Below are 19,664 nucleotides of genomic sequence, written 5' to 3' on the forward strand. Positions count from 1 at the left end.
CTAATTGTAAACTGTCAATAAAGTTATTTAAGTTTTGATATGGAATACCCTGCCGGAAAATACAGCAATAATTTTGTTTGAACATATCTGTTATGGCACAATCTAAAGCATCTTCTATAACAAGTTCAAACTTTCAATAAGAAGATAACCCCCTGTACAACTTAAAAGAATGTACGTAAATATTTTAAAAATCCGTTGATTAAGCCATTTAAAAATAATTTGACCTATAAACAAACCTAAAAATACAATTGGAATGGCATAAAAACTTGATTCCCAAATGGTTTTGTTTGTGCCAGTAAAGAGTATTTGAGTTACTAGGCTAATGAAATATATAAACAAATAAAAAGCTAATGTAGTTGCTCTTAACTTCTCTTTTTCAGTATCAGTTCCTGTAAAATAAAGTAACAGGGGTGGACCGGGCATACCGATACTTGTCGTTAAAAGACCAGATAATCCACCAACTATGAAATCTCTAGATTGTGTTGATCTAACCTTAACGTTGCATATTAGCAATAATGTTAATAGTAAGAGTAGGATGCTAACTGCTAATTTAAAAGTGTTTATGTTAACGGAAATGAAAATGAAAATGCCAAAAGGAACACCAACTATACTTCCAAAAATAAACCTTTTCAGTAGAACAAAATCAACGTCCATTCTTATTTTCCAAATGAGTGAAATGGAAATAATTAAAGATAAAATAATGTTTATTTGTATAGCTTCTTGTGGTAGAAATAACATAAGTAAGAAAGGGGTTGCCATTATGGAAAAGCCAAAACCTGTACTTGCTTGCAGAATAGAAGCCACTAATATAATACATACGAAAATGAATGTTATACCCAAAACAGCCCTCCTATTTAATCAAGTTTAACTAGTTAAAGTCTATTATTTAAGTGCAATATTTCACAAACTCATTTGTATTTTAACATAAATATCTAGTTTTTTCTCAAATAGTATTGCCATATAAGGCTCTTTAACTAAAAAATCCGACTTACATTTTGAAACAATTTTATTATGGGGAAACAAATAATAAAATTGTTTCAAAATGTATTGATTATCATTAATTTATTCACTGAGATCCCCGCGATAAAACAAGAACAGCCATATAAAACTTACAAAAATACAGCATGTAGCTAATAAACTGCCAATCATTTGAGGAGAAAGAATTTCTAACAGCCCTCCTGTAAAAAACATCGATAACTGAATAAGAGATCCGTAAATAGAATAATGGAATGAAAAAACTTTACCTATCATATTTTCGTGTGTGTAAGTTTGAAGTAATGTCGTATCAAGTGGAACGATGATTCCTCCTGCTATACGCATACAGAATAAAGTAATGATACCGATAATAAGTTGATCGGATAGAATGAATCCGAGAAAGAAAATTCCTTGTAATAAGTAGGCCCAACCGAATACTTTTTTCATTTTTTCTTTATTATGGGATATATAAAGATTAACGAGAAGGCTTCCTATCATAAGCCCAGCCCCTTGAACCGTATATAAAATCCCAATGTTCGTATGGAAAATTTTTTCGGCATAGATCGTTAGAAGTAGTTGATAAGCGCCTCCAATAATGCCCCATGAAATGCCGACAAGAATTAATGTTAAAATGATTTTTGTTTGTAATATGTATGTATAACCACCTTTTATATCAGTGAAAAATGCTTTGTTCTTGTTACAAGTATCATGAGCAGGAATACTCATGTTATAAATAAAATAGGCTGAAATAAAGTATGATAGGCTATTTACTAAAAAAGCGAACTCAATATGTAAAGATTGTGTAAGTATCCCGCCCAAAGAAGCACCTATAATAGACATAAAACCAGTAATTGTACTAGAAAGAGAGTTAGCAGTTACGAAATGGTTTTGGTGTACGATATTTTTTAAGGCTGCTTGTTTAGCCGGCTCAAATACACAAGAAAGTACGGATAAACATATATTGGCAATGAAAATAATCTCAATTTTATAGCCTGCGAGTAAGTATGTAAGAACTAGAATTCCCCGTGTAATATCGGTGAAAATCATAATATTCTTTTTAGAGAAACGATCTACAATTAAGCATATGAATGGACTAAGAAGAAGCTGTGGTAAACCTTTACTTATAAAAGTAAGTGCGATCATAAACGGCGATTCCGTTATGCTGTAGACAAATGTTAATAAAGCTACCGTATGGAACCAATCCCCAAGTACACTTAATGTTTGCCCATAAAATAGTTTATTGAAGTTTTTATTTGTTTTAAGAAGTGTGGAATAAGAAACTGACATAAATAGATTACTCCTTATGTAATGACGATGTTTGAATTTGTTCTTTCCACTCACTTAAATACACTTTTTCCGCTGTAGGAAGTCCAACAGGTAATTGTGCAATCAATTCTAAACTATTTCCATCAGGGTCGTTAAAGTATACGGCTGCAGGTGCTAATTCCGGAAAAACAATCGGTTCAATTGGTTCCATTCCAAAGTTTTTTCGTGCTGAAATTCCTTTTTGATTTAGCCAATGAATCGCATTTTCTAAATTATGTAAACTTACTTGAAAGGCGATATGTCGTAAAGAGGGGTGATAATTCACTTTGTATTCTGTGCCTTCCCAAAGGCCGAGCCAACTCTCATTTTCTTTAATCCAAAAGAAAGCAATATTATCGCCTCTTTTATATAATTTTAGCCCTAGTGATTCATAAAAAGGTATTGATACTTTTAAGTTGCGGACAGGTAAATGTGCTTCGTAAAGACCTCTAATCATTGTAATCCCCCTTAGTAAAAATGTTTCTTATTCCATAGTAAACAATATGTTGTTAGTTGAAATCGCAAATAAGAGGGATATAAATTCATACGAAAGTATGAAAAAAACAGCTCAAATATGAGCTGTTTTTTTATAGTTTTTCGTTCATTTGTCAAGGGTAGGATATATTAATATCCGTATCCGCCGCCACCCCAACAGCTACATCCGATGATGATTAGAAGGATGAATAGTACGATAAGCAAAGCAAATCCACCGCCGAAACCAGCGCAACTTCCACCATAACTCATATGTTTTCCTCCTTTTTAGTAAGTTAATCTATATGGTTCATGGACTACTATATACAGTATGTTTTTTGTATAGAAAACGAGCCAGTCTCATTTATAATTAGACAAATGCCTGTAGATTCATTAGGATTGCATGTTAGTGATTTGTAAATAAACCTTTACGTAATTCATAATTTAGGCATAAAAAATAAAAAATTGTAAAAAAAACCATTTTCTTATTTTTTTATGAGAGAATATGTACTATAATTTTACAAGTAATATTATGGGAAAAGGGAGTTTTAGTATAGAGATGGAGATGGGACAATTAAAAAATAAAATAGAAAACAAAAAGAAAGAGTTAATTCAACTTGTTGCGAGACACGGATTGGATCATGATAAAGTTTTGTTATTTAGTCGTGATTTAGATATACTTATTAATAAGTTTATGAACATAAAAGACAAAGTGCATAAATAAAAAATTTATAGTTTTTTATATTAAGATGTTTCACAGAAAGGAGAGGACAGTAATTGGAACATTTACAGGAAGAATTGTATAAACAAATAAAAGAAGAAAAAGGTACAGTTACAATTTTCTTAAAGAGTGGCGTTAGAATAATAGGAGAAGTTGTTGGAGTGGATAAATTTACAGTTTTAATCTTAGTGGATGGAAAACAACAGCTTATTTATAAGCAGGCTATATCAACAATAATGAAATAAGACACTCTTGTTGAGTGTCTTATTTCATTATTGCTTGCATGCTTCAACATCAATGCCGGCAGCAATTAACTTCTTTTCTCCATCTTGTTCAATGATTTTTTGTAATTTAGATAGGAAAGAATCAAAGTTTGTATGCTTTGCTACTTGGAATGTCATTTTATGTTCAATTGGTAGCCACGTATCAATATCAGCTTCGTTATGCTGGATTTTCACCTCAAGTTTATCGAGTGCATTAGCAACTTTTGCTTCGTACGTTTCTTTCGCTTCAAACTCCATCCATAAGTCATATAATTCCTCACCGAGAGAACCTGTTAATGTTTGTTTAATATTTAAAATAGCTTCTAGTTCATTTTTTTGTTTTTGTAGCTGTAAGTCATGACTATTCATTGTATCAAATGCAGGGATATCACCAGCTTCGGCTTCGACTAGATCGTGAATAATAACCATTTTAAGTAATTTCTCAATATTTACTTTTTGATCCAAATAAGGTTCAACTAAAATGGCCATTAGAGACATGCGCCATGTATGTTCGGCAACACTTTCTTGACGTCCGTTGGAAAGCCAGCTATGTCGCATTTCATATTTTAGTTTTTCTGCTAATGCAATGACTTGTAAAATGTTGTGTTCCATCGTGATCCTCCTCACTTATTCATACCATAATTCTAATATAGAAATGAAATGTGTCAATTTCATGAGTATATTGCGATAAACAGATGATAAGCGTATAATACATGTTATATGTGAAAACGTATTATTAAAATAAAAAAATGTTATATAAAAATGGAAAGGAAAGGGCAGAAATATGGGAGAGAAAAATCAAGTATTAGCTAGACCACAAAGAAGAAAAAGGAAGTTTGATATTTCTAGCCCAGTGGGCATTATAGTAGGTTTCATTATAGTGATAGCGGCAATTATGCTTGGCGGCGGTGGAATAAAAGCTTTCAAAAACTTTTTAGATGTTTCATCTATTTTAATTGTCATAGGGGGAACAACAGCGACAATTGTTGTGGCATATCGATTTGGAGAAATAAAAAAATATACGAAAAGCATTTTTACTGTTTTACATAGAAGAGAAGAAGATTTAGAACAGTTAACGGATTTGTTTGTTGATTTTTCGAAAAAGTCTAAAAAGCACGGCTTGCTTTCTTTAGAGGTAGATGGAGAGCAAGTGGATAATCCTTTTATTCAAAAAGGAATTCGATTAATGTTAAGCGGTTACGATGAAGATGAATTAAAAGAAGTGTTATTGAAAGATATTGAAACGGAAGTGTATGAGTTAAGAAAAGGAGCAGCATTATTAGATAAAATTGGTGATTTTGCTCCAGCTTGGGGCATGATAGGGACTTTAATTGGTCTTATCATTATGCTCCAAAACTTACAAGATACATCGCAAATTGGTACAGGGATGGCAGTTGCGATGTTAACGACATTATATGGGTCTGTACTTGCGAATATGATTGCAATCCCTCTTGCGGAAAAAGTATATCGTGGTATTGAAGATTTATATACAGAGAAGAAGTTTGTAATAGAAGCAATTTCAGAATTGTATCGTGGACAAATCCCTTCTAAATTAAAGTTGAAACTGGATACATACGTATACGAAACAAAGGTAAAAAAGGTAAAAGGAGCAGCCTAATATTTCAAGGAGTGGTATGATGAGTAAAGGACCGCAAAAGGGATCGCCTCGTTGGATGACGACTTTTACAGATTTAACGATGTTATTATTAACTTTCTTTGTATTACTAGTTGCTACATCAAAGCAAGATGCAGTAAAATTGTCAAAGATGCTTGAAAAGTTTAGTGATACGGGGCAAGTAGATGCAAAAGTAATGGAAAATACAATACCAGATATTTCACATGAAAAAAATGATGAAAAAATGATCTCAAAAAAGAGAATGGATGAATTATATAAGAAGTTAAAAGCGTATGTAGATAATAACGGTATTAGTCAAGTGAATGTATATCGGGAGGATACAGGGGTAAGCGTCGTTATAGTAGATAATTTAATATTTGATACAGGCGATGCAAACGTTAAGCCCGAAGCGAAAGGGATAATAAGTCAATTAGTTGGATTTTTTCAATCCGTACCTAACCCAATTGTTGTAGAGGGACATACAGATAGTAGACCTATTCATAACGAGAAATTCCCTTCTAATTGGGAGTTATCTTCAGCACGAGCGGCAAATATGATTCACCATTTAATTGAAGTGTATAATGTGGATGATAAAAGGCTAGCTGCGGTAGGATATGCAGACACAAAGCCAATTGTACCAAATGATTCACCGCAAAACTGGGAAAAAAACCGTCGCGTTGTTATTTATATAAAAGAGTAGTATATTATTATTTTAATAATAAAATAATAAAAATACGAAAATTCTTTTAAAAAAATATTAAATTTTATCATTTTATTTTGTATAATGAGTGAGAATGATAAGGTGAAATATTAAGATATATTTATACATAGAAGGAGAGAATTAAAAAGAATGGCACATAAAATTTTAGTAGTAGACGATGCGATGTTTATGCGAACGATGATTAAAAACTTATTAAAAAGTAATGCTGACTTTGAAGTTATCGGCGAAGCAGAGAATGGGGTAGAAGCGATTCAAAAGTATAAAGAACTTCAACCTGATATTGTAACATTAGATATTACTATGCCAGAAATGGACGGGCTTGAAGCATTAAAAGAAATTATTAAAATTGATTCAAGTGCAAAGGTTGTTATTTGTTCTGCAATGGGACAACAAGGTATGGTATTAGATGCAATTAAGGGCGGGGCAAAAGACTTTATTGTAAAGCCATTCCAAGCCGATCGTGTAATTGAAGCTTTAACAAAAGTAGCAAATAGTTAATATAGAAGGGGTGCCACAAGGAATCAAAACAGTGATAGCAGATCGACGTGTGGCCCCCTTTTTTCTCATTGTAAAACACTAAATTGTTATACATAAATGAAATGTTTGTTAGACAGGTAGGGGATAAAAATGCAAACAGATCTATTAAATATATTTTTCGAAGAGTCAGAAGAACATTTACAGTCGCTAAATGAAAATGTGCTAGTGTTAGAGCAAAATCCTGCTGATATGGATGTTGTGGGAGAAATATTCCGCTCCGCTCATACATTCAAAGGTATGTCTGCGAGTATGGAATTTACGGAGATGGCTGATTTAACGCATAAGATGGAAAATGTGTTAGATGAAATTCGTCATGGAAATATAGTTGTAAATGCGGATATTATTGATGTGATTTTTGAGTGCATTGATAATTTGGAGAAGATGGTTGCAGATGTGCAACAAGGTGGAATGGGCAATATTGATGTAGCCTCAACTAAACAGAAATTAGAAGCGTTATTGAACGGCAATGTAGAAACTCCTACGGAACATATAGAGCAAAATCATATAGACAACGATGATGCAGTTTCGCATGAAGTGCATATAACAGTTGAACAGCAAGCGATTTTAAAAGCAGTACGTGCCATTATGTGTATTGAAGCATTGCAAAATGTAGGGAATATACAAAAAACAGCTCCGAGTATTGAAGAAATTGAAGCAGATGCTTTCGGATTTGAATTTACAGTATTTATGGATACGGATTGTAGTATAGAAGAATTGAAACAAGTAGTACTTCATGTTTCTGAAATTGAGAAAGTGGAAGTAAAGCAAGGAGAACCTATATCGAAGGAAGTAGCTTCTAAAAAAGTCGTTACACAAGAAGTTGTGCAAGTAGAAGAAAAGCTACAACCAGCTGTGGCTACGCAGGTAGAATCACCAATAGAGGCAACGAATCAACCTTCAAGTGCTATGCCAGCTAAAAGTACTACAAAAACGAAAAATGCTAAAGTGGAGAATCGTTCAATTCGTGTTCAATTAGAGAAAATCGAAAGATTAATGAATATGTTTGAAGAAAGTGTAATTGAACGTGGGCGCATTGATGAATTGGCTCAAACGATTCAAAACAAGGAGCTAATTGAACATTTAAATCGATTAGGCGATATTTCAAAAGATATTCAAAATGTACTATTAAATATGCGTATGGTGCCGATTGAAACTGTGTTCAATCGTTTCCCGCGTATGGTACGTATGTTAGCGAAAGATTTAGGGAAAAAAATCGATTTACAAATTACAGGTGAAGATACTGAAGTAGATAAAATTGTTATTGATGAAATCGGTGATCCGCTCGTTCATTTAATTCGAAATGCAATCGATCACGGTGTTGAAACTGTTGAAAAACGACGTGATGCAGGTAAAAATGAGACAGGTACGATTAAATTAGAAGCCTTTCATAGTGGAAATCATGTCGTTATTCAAATTACGGATGATGGAAACGGTATTAATAAAGGGAAAGTATTAGAAAAAGCGATTAAAAATGGCGTTGTAACTGAAGCAGATGCGAATAGATTAACAGATCGTGAAGTGTTTGATCTTATTTTCCAACCAGGATTTAGTACAGCTGAAGTTGTATCAGATCTTTCTGGACGCGGTGTCGGATTAGATGTTGTAAAACATACGATTCATAGTTTAGGTGGACATTTAATTATTGATTCTGAGGAAGGAAAGGGAAGTACATTTAGAATTGAACTTCCATTAACGTTGTCTATTATTCAATCTATGCTTGTTCAAACGAATGATAAGCGTTATGCTTTACCTCTTGGAAATATCGTTGAAGCAATTCGAATTAAGAGAGAAGACATCCAATCCTTACAAGGGAAAGATGTGTTAAATTATCGTAATCAAATTATTGAAGTGAAACATTTAAGTACTGTATTTGGTGAAAAAACAGTAGATGAGGCGTTTGCGTCATATGATGGTCAAATGGTTCCTGTGTTAATTGTTCGTAATACACATCGCAGCTATGGACTTATTGTAAACACAATTATCGGTCAAAGAGAAATAGTCTTAAAGTCATTAGGTGACTTCTTTGCAGAGAGTTCTAACTATTTCTCTGGTGCGACGATTCTCGGTGATGGACGAGTGGTCCTCATTTTAAACCCAGAAGGTTTATAATAGGAATGAAGGAAAGCTCCCCACTTGTATACAATTGGGGAGCTTTTTGGCTAATTGCTACGAATCTAATAATGGGATACATAGTAACGTTTTATACTAATGAGTTTGCTAAAATAAAATAAGAGTTTATATTATTTGATAGAAAAACAGAAATGAGGAGGCAGGGAAAATGCCTGAGCAACACACAAAAGGGGATACGAGCACGATTGTGCTAGAAAAAGAAAATGAGCATTTAACGCCTCAAGAATGCGATATTCTTGGCGAAATTGCAAATATATCATTTGGTTCAGCTTCGACTGTATTATCAACAATTTTAAATAGGCAAGTAAGCATTACTGCTCCTCGCATAGAGTTGGTAGATTTATATGATTCAAGAGATGTCGAAGTTCCACATGTTGTATTAAACATTCATTTTACAAAAGGATTAGATATGGAAAACCTTCTTGTCCTTAAGCAAGATGTTGCATTGTCCATTGCTGATTTAATGATGATGGGAACAGGTGAAATCGAGGACGGAAAAGAACTTGGTGAATTAGAGCTAAGTGCTGTACAAGAAGCGATGAATCAAATGATGGGATTCGCAGCTACATCTATGTCGGAATTCTTTCAAGATACAGTAGATATGTCTCCGCCGACGATTAAAGTTGTAAAGTTATCAGAAGAAATGGAGAAAATCTCTGAAATTGATGGGAATCATACGATTGTTAAAGTGTCGTTTGATTTAAAGATAGATAATCTTGTAAATTCTAAACTTGTACAAATTGTTTCAGTTGATCATGCGAAACAAATGGTAAATAAATTAATGCAATTATCTGGTGAAGTAGAAGAAACAGTCGAACCAGCAGAAGTAGTGGAAACTGAGATTGTAGAAGAACAAGTTGAAAAAGAGCATTTAACACAAGAAGAGAAAGATGTACTTGGTGAAATTGCAAATATTTCAATTGGTTCCGCTTCAACAGTATTGTCAACGCTTTTAAATCAGCCAGTTACAATTAGTACACCAAATGTGGAAGCAATCAATGTTCGTCATTATGATGGAGTACCAGTGCCATTTGTTATTTTAAATGTTGACTTTGTTGAAGGGCTAAAGAATGAGAATGTATTCGTATTTACGAAAGATGTCGCCTTAACAATGGTAGATTTAATGATGATGGGAACAGGGGAAGTTGATCCGGAAAAAGAGCTTACTGAATTAGAACTGAGCGGTATTAAAGAAATTATGAACCAAATGATGGGTCATGCTGCTACGGCGATGTCAGAAATGTTCCAAGAAAAAATGGACATGACGCCGCCAAATGTTAAATTTGTAACGTTAAAAGAAGAAATGGAGTATTTGGGGGAGTCAATGGAAGTGGACGAACTCGTTCAAATTACGTTCAATCTTGAAATTGGCGATCTGCTTCAATCGAAAATGTATCAAATTTTGCCAATTTCTGAAGCGAAAGAAATGGTAAGGCGACTTCTGTATCCAATGGTGGAAGAAGAAGAGATTGCCACAGAAGAAATTGAAGAAGAAAAAATTGTAGAACCAGTTGTGCAACCTATTGAATTTAAAGAAGTAAAACAAATGGAACCAGTATATATGGACACGTCCATTCTACAAAATGTAGAAATGAATGTGAAATTTGTATTTGGAAGTACAGTGAAAACGATTCAAGATATATTAAGTTTACAAGAAAATGAAGCAGTTGTGCTAGATGAGGATATTGATGAACCAATTCGTATTTATGTAAATGATGTATTAGTGGCGTATGGTGAACTTGTAAATGTAGATGGATTTTTCGGAGTAAAAGTGACGAAATCACTATAAGGCATTGAAATAGGAGTTTGAACTAGTAGATGAAAAACGTAAAGTTTTTTCTAATGAGTTGGCTATGCATACATGTATGCTTGTTCGTCCCCTTGCAAAGTCAGGCTGAGGAACAAATTGAGTCAGATCAAAAAATAAATGAAGTGAATGTACAAGAAGAAAATAAGGAATCTCAAGAATCGTCAGAGCAAGTGGAAACGAAGCAAGATGAAGAGAAACAAAAAGAAGCAGAACAACAAGAAGTAGTAAATAAACAATTGAGTGAAAGAAAGATAGAAACAGAACAGGGAATTATTACAGTAAATAAGCCGGAGCTTAAAGTTGGCGAAGAGGTGCGAATTGCTGTAGAACCAAATGGGAAAAACATTCAAAGTATGAAAGGTATATTGCAGTTACAAAAAAATGGGGAGCAATATGCGCAAGAAAGAATGTTATCTTTTGAGTATGATGAAGAAACGAAGAGCTGGGTTGCTAACTATAAAGCAGGGGATTTTGATTTGCAAGGTGATTGGAATCTTCAGCTCGTTCAAAGTTACAAAGAGAATGAGAAAGAAGAGCTCATAAAAAATGAAGTGAAAGTCCCGCTCATTCGTATTAAAAATGAAACGCCAACTATAGATAAAGAATTGCCAAAGTTACAGAAAGTTACTATTGATGAAGTAAAAGAGAACTTAGTTGAACGAAAACAGGGAGATTCTATACATATACGAGTAAAAGCATCAGATATAGAATCGGTTGTAAAAGAAGTGCGCGTTACATTAAAAGGGAAAGAAAATAAAGAGCTTTCGTTTTTATTAGACTACAACAAGCATGATATGGATTGGCAAAAAGTATTTGAAATAACAGAAGCATTGCCGGCTGGGCCATACGAATTACTTGTAGAGATAATAGATGCAGCAGGTAATAAACTTGTTGAGGAAAGTGAATATACCATTTCTGTTTTGGTGCCAAAAAATGAAGATGATAAAAAGATAGAAGAGAAAGAAGATAAATTAGATAATAAACTAGAAAATGAATTAGAAGATAAGAAAGAAAATGAGAAGCAAGAAGATTCCAAAGTCAAAAACCCGGTTCCAGAAGAAAATTTGCCAGTTGTTCAAATTCCGAAGCGAGATGAGAAAGTAAATAAGTTTATAAAAGAACCGTTGGAAGAGAAAGAGGAATTTACTTACGTTATAAAAGAGCCGTTCGAAGACAACAAGGAAGTACATAAGGGGAAGGACCAAAAAGAGAAAAATAACAAACAAGTTGCCTCTAAAAAGAAAGAACAAAAAGAAGAACCGAAAGACAAGAAAGAAGAAAAAGGTGAACAGGGAGTGCAAGCTTCTGATGTGTTTACTATCATGTCAGGTTTATTCGTACTGTTTTTAGTTTTAAAGAGTAATAAAGAATGGGGCTAATTATTTCATAGTAGTGGAGGCGCTTAAATGGAGATTAAACGTACGACAATTGAAGATAAGGCGTTACAACCATTAAAACAGCCTGCAGCTATTTCAGAGCATGAAATCCAGAAAGAACGAAAGCGTAGCAATTTAGTGTTTACTGGACAGTCTAAAATTATTTCGAAAAATAATGAAATAGGTATTTTACTTGCAAGTTTAAGTGATGGAAAGATTATGAAGGAAATGCTTTCTAAAGAGATGGATACAGTGTTACAACTTTTTAAAAAGTTACATACGTTATCTGGAGAAGGTAAGCAAACAGAAAAAATATTTGAACAAGTAATTAGAAGCCTACAAGGGCTTGTTAAGCAGGCGCATATAAAAGAACTTCCTTTGTTAGATGGAACATATGATTTCGCTGAAGTACAACTATCATTTGGTAGAAAAGTACATATTCCGTTACTAGATGTGAGTGCACTTATCTCTAGAGTGGAAAGTGATTCTTCAGAAGGAAATATAAATTTGATGGTAACGGTTATTACTGCTTATATAACGAAATTGTCTAACGAAACAATTTTAATTAGTGTTACAGACCGCATTGCTAAAGATCGGGATGTAAGTGTATGGAGAGCGCTTGCGGAAATGAACATGACACAATTATCACAGGCATTGAAACAAACGATGCAAGAATATAAATGGTCTATGACGCTTCTTTTTCTCTTTATATGGATTGTCGGTATTATTTTAATTCGAGTTATGTAAAAAGGTCGTCACTCCATTGTGACGACCTCTTTTATATTTTTTCGTAGAAGAATGTATCAAATCGCTGAAGATTGTAACGCTCGGGTGTTAAAATTTGTTCCGTACTACCAACAAATAGTACACCGCCTTTTCGTAAAGAACGACTAAATTTTTCGTAAAGTTTTACTCTTGCTTCTTCTGTGAAATATATCATTACATTGCGACAAATAATCAAATCATAATTTGTATCGAATGACTGCATTAAAAGGTCATGTTGTTTAAACGAGACGTTTTGTTTAATGTTTTGATGCAATGAATATAGATCATTCTCTTTTGTGAAATGACGTTCTTTCAAATCAGTAGGTAATTCCTTTAAAGAACGTTCTGTATATTGACCGCGTTTTGCGGTTTCTAAAATATGAAAATCAAGATCTGTTGCTTGAATTTCAAAACGAAATGGAGCAAGATGCTTCGATAAAATTAAAGAGAGTGTATACGGTTCTTCACCAGCAGCGCAGGCGGCACTCCATACCTTTAATTTTCCGCTATTTTGTTCGAGTAATTTTGGTAGTGCTTTCGACTCTAAAGTTTGCCATCGTTCTTTATTTCTAAAAAACTCTGAAACGTTAATTGTAATATAGTCAATAAAATTTAAAAATAAATTTTGATCAGCGCGTAATTTGTTTAAGAAATTAGTGTAGTTTTCGAAGCCTTTTCTCGAAATGAAAGCATCGATTCTACGGCGCATTCTATCTTGTTTATATGAAGCGATGTCCATATTGAATTGTTGTTTAAAACTCGCGATAAAATGATCATAATCTTGTTCAATTATCATATTTACAATGGGCACAATAATGATATTGTGCCTCCCCCTTTACATCATACGAATTTTTTGTTCAAAGCTTTTTTTCATTTGCTTTTCATGTAATCCTGGTAAATCATAAATGACAGCATCAATACCTGCTTCTTTTGCAACATCGACAGGGATGACAGATGTATGTTTGTCCCCATTATAAAAACAGAGAACTAAATCAGTGTCTTCAATAATTTGTTTAACAAAAAACATATAATCTGATCGGTAAATGGAGTCAGAAGGATGATCAAAAGCAACATATTCGGCTCCGTGTTTTTTTAAGTAATCAACGACTTCTTGGAATTCATCTGTAATTGCTTGCAATGGTTGCAGCGTGTAAAGGCATAAATTTTGAGCGAGTCTTTCATTCTCAACGAAAAAACGAAGAACCTCATTTTCAATAGATTTATAACATAATATGTAAATTTTATGTTTGTGAGCATAGTCAGTTAAAAATTTTTTAATTTCTTCTTGATCTAATGCTGTTAATTGATTTGAACCACAAAGGAAAATATTCATAGAATTGTGCCACCTCATGCTAAATTGTAACATATCTTTTATAAAAAATAACTGCAAAATATTACTGTTCAGAGTATAATTATAAATAACTGGATTTTACGATTAAGTTTAGGAAGAAATAAAAAAATAAATAGGTGATATATATGCTACGTTCTATCTCGCATAATCCAATTTTATCGCATATACCGCCTGCTACTCAAATGCCGAAAGAAGCAAATGTCAGGACAGGACTTGCATTTTCGGATAATTTGCATGCAGATCCGAAAAAAGATAAATTACTAGAACAAATGGAAGCGTTTGTCGATAATATTGGAGAAATTAAAGAGAAAATTGAAATGGAATTAACGCTTGATAATGTAATGGAATACAAAAATACAGTAAAATCATTTTTGAATTTTTACGTTGATAATGTATTGCAGTATAAAGATGTCATGTCTCGTCACCCGCGTTACGGATATTCACAGAAAATGACGATTGTGAAACAGGCAGAAATGGGATTGAATGAATTAGAAGATGTTATGAATTTAATTAATACGAAAACAGGACATTTAGAAATGTTAAATCAAATTGGAGAAATCCATGGCTTAATTGTAAATTTAGTCTTGTAAAAGGAAGGAAGCTATATGTACATACAATTATATGAAAAGCTTGTTATTATACAAAAAGCGTATGAAAATATTCAAGCGCTTGGAGAGCAAATATATGAGAATTTAAAAAATAAAAATGTAAATGCAGTTCAAAAGTTACAAGTAGAGCAATTGCAGTACATTGATGGTTTAAAAGGGTTATCAAGCTCATTTGAAGAAATGGTTGTTCAGTTCTGTAAAGAACAAGGAGTTGAATCGTTTCGTGTAAGTGCGTTATTTTCGTATTTTTCTCAAGAAGAAATTGAAAAAATGAAAGAATTACAAAAAAACGTAACTGAATTAGAAGAGAATGTAAAAATGATTCTTTTGAAAAATCAATATTACTTAAACGTACTATTAAAAACTACAGAAAGTATTGTGGATTCTGTTTCTGAATATAATTTAGAGCGAAACAATAATTCGCAAATCTTTATGAACGAACTATTGTAAAGGAGAAGTGAAGCTTTATGAGATTATCTGATTATAATACACCGCTATCGGGCATGTTAGCGGCTCAAATGGGGTTACAAACAACGAAACAAAACTTGTCTAATATTCATACACCGGGTTATGTGCGTCAAATGGTGAATTACGGATCTGTTGGAGCAAGCAATGGTCATACGCCAGAACAGAGGATTGGTTACGGTGTACAAACGCTAGGTGTTGACCGTATTACTGATGAGGTAAAAACGAAGCAGTTTAATGATCAATTATCTCAGCTCTCTTACTATAACTACATGAATTCGACTTTATCCCGTGTAGAGTCTATGGTTGGAACGACAGGGAAGAATTCATTATCTAGTTTAATGGACGGTTTCTTTAATGCCTTTCGTGAAGTAGCAAAAAATCCAGAACAACCAAACTACTACGATACATTAATTTCTGAAACTGGGAAGTTCACAAGTCAAGTGAATCGTCTTGCGAAAAACTTAGATACAGTGGAAGCACAGACAGCAGAAGATATTGAAGCGCATGTTAATGAATTTAATCGTCTTGCTGCTAGTTTAGCAGAAGCGAATCATAAAATTGGACAAGCGGGTACACAAGTGCCGAATCAACTTTTAGACGAACGAGATCGCATCGTTACAGAGATGTCTAAGTATGCAAACATCGAAGTATCTTATGAATCTATGAATCCTAATATCGCGAGTGTTAGAATGAATGGTATTTTAACAGTAAATGGACAAGATACATATCCACTTCAATTAAATAAAGAAAAAGACCCAATGTCAGTTGAGATTTACGGTTCAGAGATCTCTGTAACTAGCGGGGCGATAAAATCAGCGATTGATACTAAAGCGAAGATTGTTGAATATAAAAAAAATCTCGAAGACTTAATGAGTTCGATGAAAAATCAAGTGAATACAGTGATGGGAAAAGATTTCTTCGTTGGAGATTATGCGAAGGATATGAAGTTAAATCCAGAATTCCAAAAAGATGTTTCGAAAATGAAAATGTCTGCTGAAACAGCAAATAAACTAGCAGCAGTTACAGATGACGATTATAAAGAAGGTCTTTCTTATAAACAAGCATTAGACCAATTTATAGTTCGTGTTGCATCTGATAAAAGTGCAGTAAATGGTTATCAAAAAATTCATGGCGACTTACTAGAAGGTATTCAACAAGAAAAAATGAGCGTTGAAGGTGTAAATATGGAAGAGGAAATGGTAAATTTAATGGCCTTCCAAAAATATTTCGTCGCAAACTCTAAAGCTATTACTACGATGAATGAAGTGTTTGATAGTCTATTTTCGATTATTCGATAAGTGATAATAATTGATTGGAAATATATAAGGAGGAGATAGAAATGAGAGTATCTACATTTCAAAATGCAAACTGGGCAAAGAATCAGTTAATGGATTTGAATGTGCAACAACAATACCATAGAAACCAAGTAACTTCAGGGAAGAAAAATCTTCTTATGAGTGAAGATCCACTTGCAGCGAGTAAATCATTTGCGATTCAACATTCATTGGCGAATATTGAACAAATGCAAAAAGATTTAGCTGACTCAAAAAATGTATTAACACAAACTGAGAATACTTTACAAGGTATTTTTAAATCTTTAACGAGAGCAGATCAATTAACGGTACAGGCATTAAATGAGCCAAATGGTGAAAAAGAATTGAAAGCCATCGGTGCAGAGATTGATCAAATTTTAAAACAAGTTGTATATTTAGCGAATACGAAAGAGCAAGGTCGTTATATTTTCGGTGGTGATAGTGCAGAAAAGTCACCATTTACAGAAGATGGTACGTACCAGGGCGGAAAAAATGATGTGAACTGGCAATTAAATGATGGTTATGAATTAAAGGCATTTCGTAACGGAGAAGCATTATTATCCCCGGTTATAAAAACGTTAAAACAGATGAGCGAAGCGATGCAAAAAGGTGACCAAAAAGCGTTACAACCGTTATTAGGAGAAAATAAGAAAAACTTAGATGGCATCATTAACCGTACAACTGAAGTTGGTTCAACAATGAACACAATGGAGACGTTTAAAACAATTTTAAGTGAGCAAAATTTAGCGCTTCAAGAAAACCGTAAAGAAATTGAGGATGTTGATTTAGCGGTCGCAATTTCTGACTTGGCATATATAAATGCAACGTATGAAGCGACGCTTAAAGCGGTTAGTACGATGAGTAAAACGAGTATTTTAGACTACATGTAATCTATAAGGAGTGAGAAAAATGGCAGGAACAACGATGACAGGTATTGGTGGTAGACAACAGATTTGGAACCTCGGAAATAACATGATTGATACTTCTAACTTCGTTGAATTAGAAATGAATGCGTTAGATATGAGAAAGACACCGTATACGAAAGAAAAGAACGACCTTACAAATGATAAATTATTATATACAAGTTTGAAGTCAGAATTTAGTTCTTTTACACAAACTTTTAAAAACTTAGCGGCTTTTAAAGGAAATGAGAAAAAAGTAACGACAACACAAGACGGTTATATTAATGTAAAAGCTGATGGTGGTGCGATTGCTGGTACTTTTAATATGACAATTACACAGCTCGCGCAACGTCATCAAATAGCTTCAAATGAAATTAAAGATATAAATGCAAAGCTTCCTAAAGATGAAACATTAAAACTAGGTGGTAAAGAACTAAAAGTAACAACTGATATGACATATAAAGATTTAATTAATAAGATTAATGATGGAGATTATGGAGTATCAGCTTATACACTTGGAAATAAAATTTTCATGACCTCGAAAAAAGAGGGAACAGATGGACAGATTAAGTTTGAGGCGAACACATCTACACTATTTCAAGATATGGGTTTAGCTAAGGCGGATGGCACAGCGCTCAATACAATCAATGAAGCACAAAATGCTAAATATAGTATTAATGGTATTACAGATGAAAGTTCTACCAATACAATTGAAGCTCTTCCTGGTGTGAAAATTGAGTTGTTAAAGGTAACTGAGCCGAAGGTAGAGGGAGCACCAGATGCTGGTGCAACAACAGATCCAAAAGCAAAAGGTATAGATTTAAAATTTACAGTAAATGACTCAAACGTAACAGACGCATCGAATGTTATTAAAAAAATGGTAGCTGATTATAATAAAGCTGTTTCTACAGTAGATATCTTTGCTGGAAAAGGTGGAGCTTTCCAAGGTCAAGCTATTATGCAAAGTGTACGTCAGGCAATGAACAATGTCGTAACATTTTCTCAAGATGGTAATTATTTATTTACATTTGGTATTCAATTAAAGCAAGATGGAACGATGGAAGTTAATGATGAAAAATTAACACAAGCATTAAAAGAAAAACCCGATGCAGCGAAGCAATTTTTCTTTAGTTCTAACGGTTTAGGAAAAATGATGGAAGAACCGCTTGATAAACTATTCGGTGATAAAGGTGTGGTCGGCGAGAGAGTTAAAAACATTGACTCACGTGTAAGTGATTTAGATAAAAAGATTAAAGATATTGAGACGCAAAACTTGCAAAAGCAAGATGAAATTGTGAAGAAGTATCAAAAGCTAGAGAGTACATTGGCGGCGCTTGATAGCCAACTAAAAACAATTAAAGCAATGACAAAACAAAAAAGTGATGATTAATGAAATTTGAGGAAGTGATCGTATGCAAGCATGGCAACGTTATATGCAAAATGATATTATGACGAGTAATCCGATTAAAAATACAATTTTTATTTATGAAAGATGTATTGTAGAGTTTCGTAATTTAGAAGAACTTTTACATACTTTTAAACTACCAGAAGGGGACGCACTTCTTGAAAAATTAGAACGTATTTTTGAAGAACTAAAGCTTCAATTAAATCCTGAAATTACGAAAGATTTATATGATAGTCTCTATGGTTTATATGATTGGATTAGCATTCAAATTCAAACGATGAAAGTAACGCGTGAAGCGAAAGATATTGATGCAATTGTGAAAGTGTTACAAGATTTAATAGACGGTTACCGCGGAGCACTTGAAAATGAACAATGATATTTATCGGACGTTTGTCAGCTGTTTTAATGAAATCGGTGAATTGCAAGTGTCAGACAGAGAGTTTGCTGAGAAGAGTGAGATGTTAAATCGCTGGATGATGACATTGGATGAAGAAACGCGTGCGCAAGTTGCAGCAGAAGTAAGCCCGTTCATTATTAAGGCAGCTCAGCATATTCGGGATAAGCAAAAGATTTTGGAAGAAATGATTATGACAAATGATGGGCGAATGAAGGCTAATTCATTTTACGGTAAATATTAATAATAACGTTTGGAAACAGATTCCCCTTTTAAAAGGGGGTCTATTCCTTCGTTTACATAAAGAACTCCGCTGATTGAGGTTTCATTTTATGACTGTGATGAAAAAATAATAGTAATCTAAATAATAGAAAAATGGACTTTAGTTGTAGTTTATATATTGAAATGTTCTATAGATTACTATGTGCATACAGTTTTTTGCATTCTTTTTTATATTTTTGTATTTTTCTAAAGACAACAATGAAAAAATGGAATAAAATATGTAAGGGTACATAATAGTAAATATTTTAATAA

General features: G+C 33.4%; 23 protein-coding genes. 16 read left to right on the plus strand and 7 right to left on the minus strand.

All coding sequences use genetic code 11. From position 1 onward, the window contains the following. Positions 1-114: 114 nt before the first annotated feature. The 4 genes from GD442_RS07925 to GD442_RS07940 form a co-directional block, all read right to left on the minus strand. Positions 115-840: a sulfite exporter TauE/SafE family protein gene (locus GD442_RS07925; protein WP_000513092.1), complete on the minus strand. Its 726-nt coding sequence runs from the start codon at positions 838-840 to the stop codon at positions 115-117. A gap of 222 nt (positions 841-1,062) precedes the next feature. Next, a complete protein-coding gene (locus tag GD442_RS07930; protein WP_159365070.1) occupies positions 1,063-2,262 on the minus strand; it encodes an MFS transporter in 1,200 nt (399 codons plus the stop codon). 7 nt (positions 2,263-2,269) lie between these two features. After that, entirely contained in the window at positions 2,270-2,737 is a 468-nt protein-coding gene (locus tag GD442_RS07935) for a VOC family protein (RefSeq protein WP_000617955.1), read from the minus strand. Positions 2,738-2,904: 167 nt separating this feature from the next. Further along, positions 2,905-3,024 (minus strand): YjcZ family sporulation protein, encoded by a 120-nt coding sequence (locus GD442_RS07940; protein ID WP_000120179.1) that lies wholly within the window; start codon positions 3,022-3,024, stop codon positions 2,905-2,907. Between the two features lie 232 nt (positions 3,025-3,256). On the opposite strand from GD442_RS07940, the gene GD442_RS07945 reads away from it, so the two are divergent. Together GD442_RS07945 and hfq are read left to right on the plus strand one after the other, a co-directional pair. Further along, positions 3,257-3,475: an aspartyl-phosphate phosphatase Spo0E family protein gene (locus GD442_RS07945; protein WP_000291688.1), complete on the plus strand. Its 219-nt coding sequence runs from the start codon at positions 3,257-3,259 to the stop codon at positions 3,473-3,475. Positions 3,476-3,528: 53 nt separating this feature from the next. Beyond that, positions 3,529-3,717 carry an RNA chaperone Hfq gene (gene hfq / locus GD442_RS07950; RefSeq protein ID WP_000400664.1) on the plus strand — a complete coding sequence of 63 codons (189 nt, stop codon included), beginning with the start codon at positions 3,529-3,531 and terminating at the stop codon, positions 3,715-3,717. Positions 3,718-3,744: 27 nt separating this feature from the next. Here the strand turns inward: hfq and GD442_RS07955 are convergent, their stop codons facing one another. After that, entirely contained in the window at positions 3,745-4,347 is a 603-nt protein-coding gene (locus GD442_RS07955) for an HD domain-containing protein (RefSeq protein WP_000400752.1), read from the minus strand. Between the two features lie 172 nt (positions 4,348-4,519). Between GD442_RS07955 and GD442_RS07960 the strand changes: the two genes are divergently transcribed. The 7 genes from GD442_RS07960 (at position 4,520) to GD442_RS07990 (ending at position 12,671) form a co-directional block, all read left to right on the plus strand. Beyond that, a complete protein-coding gene (locus GD442_RS07960) occupies positions 4,520-5,353 on the plus strand; it encodes a flagellar motor protein MotP (protein WP_000504191.1) in 834 nt (277 codons plus the stop codon). Between the two features lie 19 nt (positions 5,354-5,372). Beyond that, positions 5,373-6,050, plus strand: coding sequence for an OmpA family protein (locus tag GD442_RS07965; protein WP_000033627.1), 678 nt, complete (start codon positions 5,373-5,375; stop codon positions 6,048-6,050). 150 nt (positions 6,051-6,200) lie between these two features. After that, positions 6,201-6,569 carry a response regulator gene (locus tag GD442_RS07970; protein WP_000940565.1) on the plus strand — a complete coding sequence of 123 codons (369 nt, stop codon included), beginning with the start codon at positions 6,201-6,203 and terminating at the stop codon, positions 6,567-6,569. Positions 6,570-6,698: 129 nt separating this feature from the next. Further along, positions 6,699-8,717, plus strand: coding sequence for a chemotaxis protein CheA (locus tag GD442_RS07975; RefSeq protein WP_001192608.1), 2,019 nt, complete (start codon positions 6,699-6,701; stop codon positions 8,715-8,717). Between the two features lie 169 nt (positions 8,718-8,886). After that, the gene (locus tag GD442_RS07980; protein ID WP_001115001.1) at positions 8,887-10,527 is read left to right on the plus strand and encodes a flagellar motor switch protein; all 1,641 of its coding nucleotides are present in this window, start codon (positions 8,887-8,889) and stop codon (positions 10,525-10,527) included. A gap of 29 nt (positions 10,528-10,556) precedes the next feature. Continuing rightward, the gene (locus GD442_RS07985; RefSeq protein WP_000800089.1) at positions 10,557-11,927 is read left to right on the plus strand and encodes a hypothetical protein; all 1,371 of its coding nucleotides are present in this window, start codon (positions 10,557-10,559) and stop codon (positions 11,925-11,927) included. Positions 11,928-11,954: 27 nt separating this feature from the next. After that, positions 11,955-12,671, plus strand: coding sequence for a hypothetical protein (locus GD442_RS07990; RefSeq protein WP_159365071.1), 717 nt, complete (start codon positions 11,955-11,957; stop codon positions 12,669-12,671). 31 nt (positions 12,672-12,702) lie between these two features. Here GD442_RS07990 and cheR read toward each other — a convergent pair whose 3' ends face one another. Both cheR and GD442_RS08000 read right to left on the minus strand, forming a co-directional pair. Then, a complete protein-coding gene (gene cheR / locus GD442_RS07995; RefSeq protein ID WP_000582879.1) occupies positions 12,703-13,485 on the minus strand; it encodes a protein-glutamate O-methyltransferase CheR in 783 nt (260 codons plus the stop codon). A gap of 39 nt (positions 13,486-13,524) precedes the next feature. Continuing rightward, positions 13,525-14,022: a flagellar motor switch protein FliG gene (locus GD442_RS08000; protein ID WP_001020110.1), complete on the minus strand. Its 498-nt coding sequence runs from the start codon at positions 14,020-14,022 to the stop codon at positions 13,525-13,527. Positions 14,023-14,165: 143 nt separating this feature from the next. Between GD442_RS08000 and GD442_RS08005 the strand changes: the two genes are divergently transcribed. The 7 genes from GD442_RS08005 to GD442_RS08035 are packed head-to-tail and all read left to right on the plus strand — an operon-like array spanning position 14,166 to position 19,374. Then, positions 14,166-14,630, plus strand: coding sequence for a YaaR family protein (locus tag GD442_RS08005; RefSeq protein ID WP_000946323.1), 465 nt, complete (start codon positions 14,166-14,168; stop codon positions 14,628-14,630). 15 nt (positions 14,631-14,645) lie between these two features. Continuing rightward, a complete protein-coding gene (locus tag GD442_RS08010) occupies positions 14,646-15,098 on the plus strand; it encodes a hypothetical protein (RefSeq protein WP_000275879.1) in 453 nt (150 codons plus the stop codon). Positions 15,099-15,115: 17 nt separating this feature from the next. Beyond that, entirely contained in the window at positions 15,116-16,414 is a 1,299-nt protein-coding gene (flgK, locus tag GD442_RS08015) for a flagellar hook-associated protein FlgK (protein ID WP_001239715.1), read from the plus strand. A 41-nt stretch (positions 16,415-16,455) separates the two neighbouring features. After that, positions 16,456-17,319, plus strand: coding sequence for a flagellar hook-associated protein 3 (locus GD442_RS08020; RefSeq protein WP_001266403.1), 864 nt, complete (start codon positions 16,456-16,458; stop codon positions 17,317-17,319). Positions 17,320-17,338: 19 nt separating this feature from the next. Beyond that, positions 17,339-18,721: a flagellar hook-associated protein 2 gene (locus GD442_RS08025; protein WP_000929295.1), complete on the plus strand. Its 1,383-nt coding sequence runs from the start codon at positions 17,339-17,341 to the stop codon at positions 18,719-18,721. A 22-nt stretch (positions 18,722-18,743) separates the two neighbouring features. Beyond that, positions 18,744-19,112, plus strand: a complete 369-nt coding sequence (locus GD442_RS08030) for a flagellar export chaperone FliS (RefSeq protein WP_001149512.1) — start codon at positions 18,744-18,746, stop codon at positions 19,110-19,112. Then, positions 19,102-19,374: a hypothetical protein gene (locus tag GD442_RS08035; RefSeq protein WP_001058088.1), complete on the plus strand. Its 273-nt coding sequence runs from the start codon at positions 19,102-19,104 to the stop codon at positions 19,372-19,374. Before GD442_RS08030 ends, GD442_RS08035 begins: the two co-directional genes overlap by 11 nt. Positions 19,375-19,664 lie beyond the last annotated feature (290 nt).

It is taken from the genome of Bacillus sp. A260 (assembly GCF_009861435.1).
In the GTDB taxonomy this organism is placed as follows: Bacteria; Bacillota; Bacilli; order Bacillales; family Bacillaceae_G; genus Bacillus_A; species Bacillus_A cereus.

Bases quoted from the DNA above. Each gene is read 5' to 3' on its own strand.
- GD442_RS07930 (WP_159365070.1), bottom strand. From the start codon at position 2,262: ATGTCAGTTTCTTATTCCACACTTCTTAAAACAAATAAAAACTTCAAT.
- GD442_RS07935 (WP_000617955.1), bottom strand. From the start codon at position 2,737: ATGATTAGAGGTCTTTACGAAGCACATTTACCTGTCCGCAACTTAAAA.
- GD442_RS07940 (WP_000120179.1), bottom strand. From the start codon at position 3,024: ATGAGTTATGGTGGAAGTTGCGCTGGTTTCGGCGGTGGATTTGCTTTG.
- GD442_RS07945 (WP_000291688.1), top strand. From the start codon at position 3,257: ATGTACTATAATTTTACAAGTAATATTATGGGAAAAGGGAGTTTTAGT.
- GD442_RS07955 (WP_000400752.1), bottom strand. From the start codon at position 4,347: ATGGAACACAACATTTTACAAGTCATTGCATTAGCAGAAAAACTAAAA.
- GD442_RS07960 (WP_000504191.1), top strand. From the start codon at position 4,520: ATGGGAGAGAAAAATCAAGTATTAGCTAGACCACAAAGAAGAAAAAGG.
- GD442_RS07965 (WP_000033627.1), top strand. From the start codon at position 5,373: ATGAGTAAAGGACCGCAAAAGGGATCGCCTCGTTGGATGACGACTTTT.
- GD442_RS07970 (WP_000940565.1), top strand. From the start codon at position 6,201: ATGGCACATAAAATTTTAGTAGTAGACGATGCGATGTTTATGCGAACG.
- GD442_RS07975 (WP_001192608.1), top strand. From the start codon at position 6,699: ATGCAAACAGATCTATTAAATATATTTTTCGAAGAGTCAGAAGAACAT.
- GD442_RS07980 (WP_001115001.1), top strand. From the start codon at position 8,887: ATGCCTGAGCAACACACAAAAGGGGATACGAGCACGATTGTGCTAGAA.
- GD442_RS07985 (WP_000800089.1), top strand. From the start codon at position 10,557: ATGAAAAACGTAAAGTTTTTTCTAATGAGTTGGCTATGCATACATGTA.
- GD442_RS07990 (WP_159365071.1), top strand. From the start codon at position 11,955: ATGGAGATTAAACGTACGACAATTGAAGATAAGGCGTTACAACCATTA.
- cheR (WP_000582879.1), bottom strand. From the start codon at position 13,485: ATGATAATTGAACAAGATTATGATCATTTTATCGCGAGTTTTAAACAA.
- GD442_RS08000 (WP_001020110.1), bottom strand. From the start codon at position 14,022: ATGAATATTTTCCTTTGTGGTTCAAATCAATTAACAGCATTAGATCAA.
- GD442_RS08005 (WP_000946323.1), top strand. From the start codon at position 14,166: ATGCTACGTTCTATCTCGCATAATCCAATTTTATCGCATATACCGCCT.
- GD442_RS08010 (WP_000275879.1), top strand. From the start codon at position 14,646: ATGTACATACAATTATATGAAAAGCTTGTTATTATACAAAAAGCGTAT.
- flgK (WP_001239715.1), top strand. From the start codon at position 15,116: ATGAGATTATCTGATTATAATACACCGCTATCGGGCATGTTAGCGGCT.
- GD442_RS08020 (WP_001266403.1), top strand. From the start codon at position 16,456: ATGAGAGTATCTACATTTCAAAATGCAAACTGGGCAAAGAATCAGTTA.
- GD442_RS08025 (WP_000929295.1), top strand. From the start codon at position 17,339: ATGGCAGGAACAACGATGACAGGTATTGGTGGTAGACAACAGATTTGG.
- GD442_RS08030 (WP_001149512.1), top strand. From the start codon at position 18,744: ATGCAAGCATGGCAACGTTATATGCAAAATGATATTATGACGAGTAAT.
- GD442_RS08035 (WP_001058088.1), top strand. From the start codon at position 19,102: ATGAACAATGATATTTATCGGACGTTTGTCAGCTGTTTTAATGAAATC.